Source organism: Burkholderia paludis, assembly GCF_000732615.1.
Lineage (GTDB): Bacteria > Pseudomonadota > Gammaproteobacteria > Burkholderiales > Burkholderiaceae > Burkholderia > Burkholderia paludis.
This window is the reverse complement of sequence record NZ_JPGL01000051.1, coordinates 62910-72666: the sequence shown is the minus strand read 5'-3', so window position 1 is coordinate 72666 and position 9757 is coordinate 62910. Positions and strand designations below refer to the sequence as shown.

Below are 9757 nucleotides of genomic sequence, written 5' to 3'. Positions count from 1 at the left end.
ACGGACGGCGGCCGCCAGAACGTGGTGTCGGTCGGCAGCGACACGCAGCAGCGTCAGATCATCAACGTCGCGCCGGGTACGCAAGGCACGGATGCGGTGAACGTGAACCAGCTGACGCAGGTGCAGACGACGCTGTCCACGGCACTGTCGGGCCAGCAGGCGCAGATCAACTCGCTGGGTTCGCAACTGCAGCAGACCAACCAGATGGCGATCGAAGGTATCGCGGCCGTCGGCGCGATGGCATCGATCCCGCAGATGGATCGCGACGCCAACTTCGGGATGGGTGTCGGTACGTCGACCTTCCTCGGCCAGAAGGCGATGGCGGTCAACATGCAGGCGCGCATCACGGAGAACCTGAAGGCGTCGATCAACGGCGGCTTCAGCGGTGGTCAGAAGGTGATCGGCGCCGGCATGCTGTACCAGTGGAAGTAACGCGTCGCGCCGCCAGGCCGTCCGGTTCGCCGGACAGCCCGGCGGCCCCGACGGCAGGACGAGCCCGCCGCGCCGTGCGTGGCGGGCTTCAGTCAACCCAAGTATTGAGGATGTAACCGTGAACAAACTCGCTATTGCGCTCGCGCTTTCCGCAACGGCGCTCGCCGCCTGCTCGAGCGCATCCGGCCCGACCTTCAGCGCATCCGAACTGCAGCCGCGCGACGGCGTGCGCACCTTCCAGGTGGACTGCCACGGCCTGCTGTCCGGCCCGCAGACCTGCATGAAAGCCGCCCGCAAGATTTGCGGCGACCAGCCCGTGCGCACCCTCGATTCGGCCCGCGCGCTGCGCGACAAGTCCGATCCCGCGACGCTCGTGTTCCAGTGCGGCGCCGCGCCGGAAACGCCGGCACCGGCCGCCGAGCCGGCGGCCGCCACCGTCGAGCACGTGAACCTCTCGGGCGACGCGCTGTTCGCGACCGACCGCTCGACGCTCGCCCCGACCGCGCGCGAATCGCTCGACCGGCTGCTGAGCGAGCACGCGGATCACACGTATTCGCTGGTCACGATCACCGGCTTTACGGATTCGGTCGGCAGCGACGACTACAACCTCGCGCTGTCGCAGCGCCGCGCCGAATCGGTCGCCGCCTACCTGAAGACGCACGGCCTGAAGGCGGACTCGATCACGGTCTCGGGCCGCGGCAAGGCCGACCCGGTCGCGACCAACGAGACCCCCGAAGGCCGCGCCAGCAACCGCCGCGTCGAAATCACGCTGCAGCATTGAGCGGGCGGCCGCCGCGCCCGCGGCGGCCCGATCCGGCCGGCCTCGCCGGCACCGCGCCGGCATGCCGCCGGCGCGCCGGACGCCGCGCTCCAGGCGCACGGCCGGCGTGATCCGGCCGCTATGTCAAAGTTCGTCACGTCCCGCCAAAACCGGCGGTTTCCGTGCCACAATCGCCGCAGACAGTCGTCGGGGCAGCCCGCCCGAATCGCGTGCCGTGCCAGGCGCGCCCGACGACGCGCCGGATTCCGGCTGCCGCCTTCGCGAACCACGTTGCCCGATTCGCCTGTCGCGGCGCACCGGCGCGAATGCAACCCTGACAATCCACGGCGCGCCCTTCCCGGGCAGGCGCTCGACGCCAGGCCCGGACGCAGGACACCGCAGAGGAAACCAACCGGTGACGGACATCAATCAAGCCGCCTCGGGCGGCACCCGCAGGCAACGGCCGGCCGTCGGCATCTCGCTGTTCGCGCGGGACGGCCAGGCCATCTGGGAAAACGGCATCCACCAGAACATCGCGTTCCTCGCGATGATGCTCAAGCGCTCGGATCGCGTCGGCCCGGTCTATTTCCTGAATGGCGGCGACGCCAGCGCACTGCCGGCCGGCCTCGAACTCGACGGCCTCGACGTCCCGCTCGTGAAACCCTCGGACGTCACGCACGAGCTCGACGTCGTGATCGAAATGGGCGCGCAGTTGCCGGTCGAATGGCTCCGGCACATGAAGGCGCTCGGCAAGAAGATCACCACGTTCTTCTGCGGGCACGTGTATGCCGGCCTGTGCGAAACCCCGATCTTCGGCAAGCCGTCGGGGCACATCTTCAACGGCGCGCCGTTCGACGAAGTGTGGCTGCTGCCGCAATACGACAGGACCGCCGCGCCGATGCTGCAGACCATCCTGCGCGCGCCGGTGCACCTGATGCCGCACATCTGGTCGCCGTACTTCCTCGAGCGCCGCATTGCCACGCTCGCCGCCGAAGGCGTGACGTTCGGCTATCGGCCCGGCCAGCGCCCGTGGCGTCTGGCGATGCTCGAACCGAACATCTCGGTCGCGAAGTCCTGCCATTACCCGATGCTCGCGTGCGACGCGTTCTACCGCGAACGGCCGGACGCGGTGCAGCACATGTTCGTCGTCAACTCGCTGCACATGAAGGAGCATCCGACCTTCGTGCACTTCGCGAACAGCCTCGATCTGGTGCGCCATCACAAGGCGACCTTCGAGCCGCGCCTCGACCTGCCGGGCTTCATGTCCCGCCACGCGGACGCGGTCGTGTCGCACCATTGGGAAAACGGGCAGAACTACCTGTATTACGACGTGCTGTACGGCGGCTATCCGCTGATCCACAACTCGACGCTGATCGGCGACGCCGGCTATTACTACCCGGATTTCGATGCCGCCGCCGGCGGCCGCGCGCTGCTCGACGCGTGGCTGCATCACGACGAACGCCTCGACGACTACCGCGCGAAAGCCGGCCGGCTGCTGCAGTCGGCCTCGATCGACAACCCCGCGAACCTCGACGCGTTCGTCGCGCGTCTGGTCGCCTGAACCGGAGAATACGCATGTCGGACTCCAATGCCCGTCAAGCGCCCGGCGAGGGCAAGCGTCTCGTCGTCGGCGTGTCGCTGTTCGTGCGCGGCGCCGGCCAGTCGCTGTGGGAAAACGGCATCTTCCAGAACTGCCTGCTGCTGATCCTGCTGCTGCGCCAGTCGCCGCTCGTCGCGGAAGCCGTGATGGTGAACGGCGGCGAACAGGTCGCCGATCCGCAGATGATGCTCGGCGAATGGGACGTGCCGCTGCTGTCGATGGACGAAGCGCTGCAGCGCTGCGACGTGCTGATCGAGATGAGCGCGCAGTTCGGCGCGGACTACCTGCGCGCGTTCCGCGAACGCGGCGGCAAGGTCGTCACGATGCGGGTCGGCAACGACTACGTGATCGACATCGAACGCGCGATGTTCAACAAGCCGTCGGGCTTCCTGTTCTCGGGCGCACCGTACGACGCCGTGTGGACGATTCCCGAATTCGAGCGCTCGTGCCTGCACTACTACCAGACGGGCCTGCGCGCGCCGGTCACGATCGTCCCGCACATCTGGCATCCGATGCTGTTCGACAAGGCGCGCGCGACGCTCGGCGCCGGCCTGTCGTACGGCTACCAGCCCGGCAAGCCGCGCTGGCGCGTGACGATGTTCGAGCCGAACATCTGCATGGTGAAGACGAGCGTCATCCCGATGCTGGTCACGGAAGAAGCCTACCGCGCCCAGCCGTCGTTCCTGGAATTCGTGCGCGTGTGCAACACGATCCACATCAAGGATCACACGACATTCGTCCACTTCGCGAAAAGCCTCGACATCGTCGAACACGGCATCACGACGTTCGAAAGCCGCTACGCGGTGTACGAGTTCATGGCCGCGTACGGCGATGCGGTGGTGTCGCACACGTGGGAGAACGCGCAGAACTACCTGTACTACGAACTGCTGTACGGCGACTATCCGCTGATCCACAACTCGCCGTTTCTCGGCAAGGCCGGGTATTTCTATCCGGACTTCGACTGCCAGGCCGGCGGCCGCGCGCTGCTGAAGGCGTTCGCCGAGCACGACGCCAACCTGGAAGCGTACCGCGATCATTCGAGGCACGTGCTCAGCTCGGTCAGCATCTACAACCCCGCGAACGTCGCGGCCTATACGGACGCGATCGCCGCCCTCTACCGCGACGCATGACGCGCCGCCCTTTTCCGGACTACGACATGAACGCACGCACGACCTTCAACCGCGCCAGATGGCTGATCGGCTGCGCCGTCGCTTCGATCGCGATCGGCGCGCATGCGCAATCCGACGGCGAATCGGCCGACGCGCTGCTGCGCGACTCGGATGCGGTGTTCAAGCAGCTCGACGCCGGCCAGTACAACGCGGTGTGGCTCGATGCCGCCGCGTTCGTGAAGGCGCGCATCAAGCAGGACCAGTTCGCGTCGGACATGCAGCGTGCGCGCCAGACGGTCGGCACGGTGCGTCATCGCGGCTGGGCGCAGATCACCCGCATCCGCTATACGAATGCCTCGGCGACGCCCGACGGGCTGTACGCGAACGTCGACTACGCCACCACGCTCACGACCGGCTCGATCATGTTCGAGAAGCTGAGCTTCCGCCTCGAGGACGACGGCCACTGGCGCCTGACCGGCTATGTCCCGCGCCAGTCGCAGAACTACACGCCCTGAGCCGCGCAACGCCCGCACCACGGAGCCGTCATGAAACTGAATGTCGCGATTACGATGAACGTGCAGCGCGACGCGACGCAGTCGATCTGGTACAACGGCGCGAACCAGCACTGCGTATACCTGTACATGCTGCTGAAGCAGTCGCCGCTGATCGGCGAGGTCTGGCTCGCGCACGACGACGGCATCACCACGTATCCGCAGGCGCTGATGATGGACGCGTTCGGCGATGCGCTGCGCCCGCTGTCGGCCGTCGTCCACCAGACCGACCTGCTGATCGAGATGAACGCGTTCATCGATCCGTCGCACACGGATGCCGTGCGCCGGCGCGGCGGCAAATGCGTGTCGTACCGCTTCGGCAACGACTACGTGATCGCCGTCGAGACGATCAACTTCGAGAAGAACGACTGGCGGCCGAACCCGCACCGCGTGCAGTTCGACGAGATCTGGACCAACCCGCAGCACATGCACACGTGCGCGGCCTATTTCCAGGCCGTCTACCGCGCGCCGGTGATCGAGCTGCCGCACATCTGGTCGCCGTACTTCATCGAGCGCAGCCTCGACGCCGACCCGGAACTGAAGGCGCGCTTCGGCTACCGCAACCACGGCCCCGCGAAACGCATCGCGTTCTTCGAGCCGAACCTGAACGTCGTGAAAAGCGCGGTCGTGCCGATGCTCGCCGCGAACGCGTGCTATGTCGAGCACCCGGAGCTCGTCGAGCACGTGTACATGACCAACACGTTCGACAAGAAGGAAAACGTCGCCTTCAAGCATCTCGCGCTCGGGCTCGAGATGGTGCGCGACGGCAAGGCGACCGCCGACGTGCGCGCGCCGTTCGTCGTATGGGCCGCGCATCATACCGACATCGTCGTGTCGCACCACTGGGAAAACGGCCTCAACTACCTGCTGTACGACGCGCTGTACGGCAACTATCCGCTCGTGCACAACTCGCCGTTCCTGCGCGACGTCGGCTACTACTACCCTGACTTCGAGATCTTCGAGGCGGCGCGCGCGATCGCGACCGCCGCGCAGACGCACGACGCGCGGCTCGACGACTACGCGGCGGCAGCCCGCCGCGCGCTGCACCAGGTCGACACGCTCGCCGAACACAACGTCCGCGCGTATTCCGCGCAGATCCAGCGGCTGTTCGCCGACCGCGTGCCCGGCTGACCGTATTCGTCCACGCCACCGCCCATGAATCAGACCGTCCGCAATTTCGTCGTGATCGATTCGATTCACGGCCCGTTCGTCATCAACCGGCACTGCACGTATCAGGCCGAGACGCTGTTCAGGACCGGCCGGCCGCACATCCAGGACGAGCTCGACATGCTCCTGAACGTGATCGACCAGTTGCCGGACCATGCGATCGCGGTGGACGGCGGCGCGAACGCGGGGCTCGTGTGCGTGCCGATCGCGCACCGGCTGCGCGCGCGCGGCGGCCGCGTGTACGCGTTCGAGCCGCAGCGCACGCTGTTCCATGCGCTCGGCGGCACCGTCGCGCTCAACCAGCTCGACAACGTCCATCTGCTGAACATGGGGCTCGCGGGCGCCAACGGCACGATGAAGGTGCCCGACATCGATTACGGACAGGACCGGGACTTCGGCCAGGTCTCGCTCGTCGCCCCGAACGCGGAAGGCGGCACGCCGACGCCCGTCGTCCGGCTCGATTCGCTCGGCCTGCCGCGGCTGGATTTCCTGAAGCTCGACATCGAAGGGATGGAGATCGACGCGCTGCGCGGCGCGCGCCGGCTGATCGAGACGCACCTGCCGTGGTGCTGGATCGAATACTGGAAAGTCGGCGAGGCGCCGATCGTCGACGCCTTCGCCGGCCTCGACTACACGTTCTACCGGATCGACCGGCTGAACATGCTGTGCGTGCCGAACCCGCACTGGGACCGGCAACGCCTGTTCATCTCGGGCGAACCGATCGTCGTCGCGCAGCCGGGCGCAAGCGGCGACAGCGGCGCCGGCCCGGCCACTGCGCGCACCGACGCCGACGATGCGCCGGAGACGCACTGGAACCGCGCGCTCGATCACGAATCGCGCTGCGAATGGGGCCAGGCGATCGACCGCTGGCAGCGCGCACGCGGCCGCGGGCTCGACGACGATGCGATCGCGCTGCAGCTCGCGTCCTGCTACGGCTTCGCGGGCGTGCCCGACGCCGGGCTCGCGGCGCTCGAGCGCTTCGGCGCGCCGGACGCACTGCCCGACGCGACGCGCGGGCGCGTCGAACTCTCGCGCGCGGCGCTGCTGCTGCGCGCCGGCCGGCGCGCCGAGGCCGCACGCGCCACCATCGCCAGCGAAAACGTGCTGACGGCCGCGCAGTTCGGACTCCCGACGGAGCGGCTCTACCACGGCCAGCCGCTGGCGGGCAAGCGGTTGCTGGTGCTCAGCTACGGCGGCGTCGGCGACCAGCTTCAGTACGCCCGCTACCTGCCCGCGCTCCGCGCACTCGGGTGCACGAGCGTGACCGTCGTCGTGCCCGATGCGCTGACGGGCCTGCTGCGCCATACGTTCCCGCACATCGACTTCATCGGCGCGCACGGCGCGTGGGTCGACACGTCGCAGATCGTGCACGACTACTGGTGTTCGTTCCTGGTGCTCGCCGCGCAGTTCGGCTACGCGGCAGCGCCCGAAGGCCCCGCGGCCCCGTACCTGTCGTGCCCGCCCGCGCCCGCGGCCGCGTGGCGCGAGCGCGTGTCGCATGACGGCCATCCGCCCGGCACGCGCCGCATCGGCCTCAACTGGCGCGGGCGCGACGAGAGCGACGCACGCTTCCATCGGGCCGCCAGCCTGCGCGACCTCGCGCCGCTGACGCGGCTGCACGGCCACGCCGCGTACTGCATCAACCGCGACCTGTCGGCGCAGTCGGAACAATCGGACCTGCCGGTGACGTTCCCGCATCACGCGATCGGCGATTTCAGCGACCTGGCGGCGCTGATGCTCGCGATGGACGCCGTGGTGACCACCTGCACCGCGCACATCCACCTCGCCGGCGCGCTCGGCGTGCCGGCCGTGCTGCTGCTCAGCCCGAAAGCCGATGCGCGCTGGGAAACCGGCTCGCGCACCGCGCTCTATCCGGGCATCCGGATCGTGCGCGCCGCGCACGTCGGACGATGGGACGATGCGGTCGACCGCGCGATGGCGTTCGTGCTCGGGGGATTCGGGAAGGATTGACCGGCTTGCCGCACGGCGGGGCCGCCGCGCGCCGACGACGTCGCTGCTTGCGCGGGCACGCCGGCACGCCACCGCATCGGCGGAAAGTTCACCCGCCGGGGGCCGGTGTGCGCCGGCCCTAGGCCAGCGCCCGATCGCCGCTTTGCGCGGCGAACGCGCGGCCGTGCCGCCGCCCGATCCGCGCAAGCACCGCGCAGCAACGCGCCGCGAGCCGGCCGATGCTGCCGGACGGCCTGACCAGGCTGTCGGAAACCCCGCGGGCGATCGCGGAATCGTCGCCGCACGCGCCCGCGATGACGCCCGCATAGTAGTGCCGCGCCGCCAGCTCGCGGCCGACGGCGTCGAGCGGCTTCATCCGCTGGATGCGCCGGGCAACGGCTTTCAGGCCGTCGAGGTAAGGCGCGACGTCGAGCGGCACGTCGGTCGCTTCGGCGCCGAGCTGCCACAGCATGTCGGCCAGCTCGGCGATCGCGACGAGGTCGCGCCCGCCGGCCGCCCGCGTGCCCGTTCCGCCTCCCGCCTTCATCCGTGCCATGCCACGCCCCTTTGCGATTCGCTCCGGCCATACGCCGGCCACGCCCGACACCGGCGCGCATCGTACGCGCCGTCCCGCCTGTTCCCGCGCCATCACGCGGCGGCGGGCGACCGCCATGAAAAACGGATGCCCTGCGCCCACATGACGCCGGCATCCATGATGATCTGCCGGTCCATCTCGCTCTCCACGCCTTCGGCGACGACGTGCCGCGCACCTTCATGCGCGAACGCGATCAGCCTGCGGAACTGGTAACGCCCGATCGCGTTGCGCTTGATCATCGACAGGATCGACCGGTCGAGCTTCACGATGTCGGGATTGCCGACCACCAGATTGTTCAGCGCGCTGAAGCCGACGCCGAAATCGTCGATCGCGATGCGGCTCCCGGCCTGCCGGAGGCGGTTCACGAACGAACGCCCCGCGACGGGATTCAGCGGCCCCGTCTCCGTGATCTCGACCACCAGCCGCGCGGCCACCGACGGCTCGAGTTCGAGCCGCCTGAAGATCGCCAGCCACGCGCCGTCGACAACCGCACTCGCCGCCGCGACGTTGCACCCGAATACGGCGGTCGGATCGGCACGCAGCCGGTCGATCGTCCGGCTGACCACCAGCCGGTCGAACCAGCGCATCAACCCGAGCGCCTCCAGGCGCGGCAGGAAGGCCGCCGGCGGGAGCACGTCCCGCTCGCCCCACCGCAACCGCGCCAGGCACTCCTGGTACAGCACGCCGCCCGACAGGTCGGACCGGCACACCGGCTCCTGCGCGAACCCGAGCCGGCTTGCCACGAAACTGCGTACCGACTCGAGGTCGGGATGATTGTCGGGGGCACCGAACACGAGATCGATTTCGTCGCGATTTGCTTCCCGATTCGCCTCCTGGCGAGCTTCGACCGCATTCATCCGGCGCTCCGGCAAATGGCGAGCCGCCGATGACGGCTCGACCTCAAGAAACACGCGGCGCACGCCAACGCTGACGCGCCCCGCCGCCTACCCGGCCCATCCTGTTGTGTCGATCTTTTCCGGGAGCGTACTTTTCGCTTCGGCGCGCCGTCAAATTCGATATTTTCAACGATATTCGGTTACTGTGAATACACCATGTACACGCGATACCGACTGTGCGACAGGTTACACAACGCAGATTACGGAAACCCGACTCTCGAATCGTTTATCGATGCAGATTTATCCAAATCAATTTTCCCGCGGTTTTCAGGTCTCGCCAATCAGGGATTTTTTCAATTAGTCAGATAAATGGCGGGCCGCGAAACCTTGCCGTCAGCCGGCGAGGAACCGGCCGGGATGCCCGGATTATCGGGCTGTCGCCCGCCGAAAACCCGCTGCCGCACGCCATTCGATCATTACAGCATTCAATTTTTTCGTTTCAAACGAATTATTTAACTTCAAAACCGAATCAGGCCATTCCGAATCGAAAATTCGAATTTCAAATATCAGACGATTTCGGATTGAAACATATTTAACAATCTTAAAGACTTGTTAACCTATAAAATTATTTTCGACGGACTTCCCTCGGAGCCGTCAATTTCGTGCCTTCAAAAACCGTCGAACCGATCGGGTTCGGCGGTTTCTTTTTTAACGGCATTATTTCGTCAGACATTAGGGCGGGACAATCCCGATGGCG

Annotated in this window: 9 protein-coding genes; 7 read left to right on the top strand and 2 right to left on the bottom strand. The window is 67.2% G+C overall.

The genetic code is table 11. The features are described 5' to 3' along the window. The 7 genes from GQ56_RS0127225 to GQ56_RS0127195 all read left to right on the top strand — a co-directional run. Positions 1-432: YadA-like family protein (locus tag GQ56_RS0127225; protein WP_031401661.1), on the top strand; the 432-nt coding region annotated here is incomplete at its 5' end. Positions 433-550: 118 nt separating this feature from the next. Beyond that, positions 551-1213 (top strand): OmpA family protein, encoded by a 663-nt coding sequence (locus GQ56_RS0127220; protein ID WP_031401660.1) that lies wholly within the window; start codon positions 551-553, stop codon positions 1211-1213. A 394-nt stretch (positions 1214-1607) separates the two neighbouring features. Continuing rightward, complete coding sequence (locus GQ56_RS0127215) at positions 1608-2753, top strand: DUF2827 domain-containing protein (protein ID WP_031401659.1); 1146 nt, start codon at positions 1608-1610, stop codon at positions 2751-2753. Positions 2754-2767: 14 nt separating this feature from the next. After that, a complete protein-coding gene (locus GQ56_RS0127210; RefSeq protein ID WP_031401658.1) occupies positions 2768-3922 on the top strand; it encodes a DUF2827 domain-containing protein in 1155 nt (384 codons plus the stop codon). A 26-nt stretch (positions 3923-3948) separates the two neighbouring features. Next, positions 3949-4416: a DUF4019 domain-containing protein gene (locus GQ56_RS0127205; protein ID WP_031401657.1), complete on the top strand. Its 468-nt coding sequence runs from the start codon at positions 3949-3951 to the stop codon at positions 4414-4416. A 30-nt stretch (positions 4417-4446) separates the two neighbouring features. Beyond that, positions 4447-5583, top strand: coding sequence for a DUF2827 family protein (locus tag GQ56_RS0127200; RefSeq protein ID WP_031401656.1), 1137 nt, complete (start codon positions 4447-4449; stop codon positions 5581-5583). A gap of 24 nt (positions 5584-5607) precedes the next feature. Continuing rightward, positions 5608-7590, top strand: coding sequence for an FkbM family methyltransferase (locus tag GQ56_RS0127195; RefSeq protein ID WP_031401655.1), 1983 nt, complete (start codon positions 5608-5610; stop codon positions 7588-7590). Between the two features lie 118 nt (positions 7591-7708). Here the strand turns inward: GQ56_RS0127195 and GQ56_RS0127190 are convergent, their stop codons facing one another. Together GQ56_RS0127190 and GQ56_RS0127185 are read right to left on the bottom strand one after the other, a co-directional pair. Continuing rightward, on the bottom strand, positions 7709-8125 hold the full coding sequence (locus tag GQ56_RS0127190) for a hypothetical protein (RefSeq protein ID WP_031401654.1): 417 nt from the start codon (positions 8123-8125) through the stop codon (positions 7709-7711). Positions 8126-8217: 92 nt separating this feature from the next. Next, positions 8218-9021 carry an EAL domain-containing protein gene (locus tag GQ56_RS0127185; RefSeq protein ID WP_031401653.1) on the bottom strand — a complete coding sequence of 268 codons (804 nt, stop codon included), beginning with the start codon at positions 9019-9021 and terminating at the stop codon, positions 8218-8220. Between the last annotated feature and the right edge of the window lie 736 nt (positions 9022-9757).

Excerpts from the sequence above, each read along its gene's own strand:
- GQ56_RS0127210 (WP_031401658.1), top strand. The coding sequence starts at position 2,768 with ATGTCGGACTCCAATGCCCGTCAAGCGCCCGGCGAGGGCAAGCGTCTC.
- GQ56_RS0127205 (WP_031401657.1), top strand. The coding sequence starts at position 3,949 with ATGAACGCACGCACGACCTTCAACCGCGCCAGATGGCTGATCGGCTGC.
- GQ56_RS0127200 (WP_031401656.1), top strand. The coding sequence starts at position 4,447 with ATGAAACTGAATGTCGCGATTACGATGAACGTGCAGCGCGACGCGACG.
- GQ56_RS0127195 (WP_031401655.1), top strand. The coding sequence starts at position 5,608 with ATGAATCAGACCGTCCGCAATTTCGTCGTGATCGATTCGATTCACGGC.
- GQ56_RS0127190 (WP_031401654.1), bottom strand. The coding sequence starts at position 8,125 with ATGGCACGGATGAAGGCGGGAGGCGGAACGGGCACGCGGGCGGCCGGC.
- GQ56_RS0127185 (WP_031401653.1), bottom strand. The coding sequence starts at position 9,021 with ATGAATGCGGTCGAAGCTCGCCAGGAGGCGAATCGGGAAGCAAATCGC.